The sequence below is a fragment of the Halomonas sp. SIMBA_159 genome (assembly GCF_046536035.1).
Taxonomy (GTDB): domain Bacteria; phylum Pseudomonadota; class Gammaproteobacteria; order Pseudomonadales; family Halomonadaceae; genus Vreelandella; species Vreelandella venusta_A.
The window spans coordinates 1-241 of record NZ_JAWJBT010001475.1 but is presented as its reverse complement, the minus strand read 5'-3'; the positions used below and the strand labels follow the sequence as shown (position 1 = coordinate 241).

At 48.1% G+C, this 241-nt stretch carries 1 protein-coding gene; it reads right to left on the bottom strand.

The genetic code is table 11. The features are described 5' to 3' along the window. On the bottom strand, window positions 1–241 hold a 241-nt coding region (locus R0J87_RS24140; RefSeq protein ID WP_498889576.1), incomplete at both ends, for an acyltransferase domain-containing protein.

The following is a 241-nucleotide window of genomic DNA, read 5'->3' as shown; positions in this document are numbered from 1 at the left end:
ATTGAGCGCGATCAATTTTCATCAGAGCAACCATTTTGCCCCCGGCTGCGGTATCCATCAGCTTTGCGCGTTGTTGCACCAGACGTAACCCGGCTTCAAAACTAAACACACGGGCTGCATATAACGCGCTGTATTCTCCTAAGCTATGACCGGCGACATATTGGGGTAAATATCCCGCTTCATCAATTAAAAGGTCAATGAGGATCGACTCGATGACATAGAGACAGGGTTGAGTGTAGAG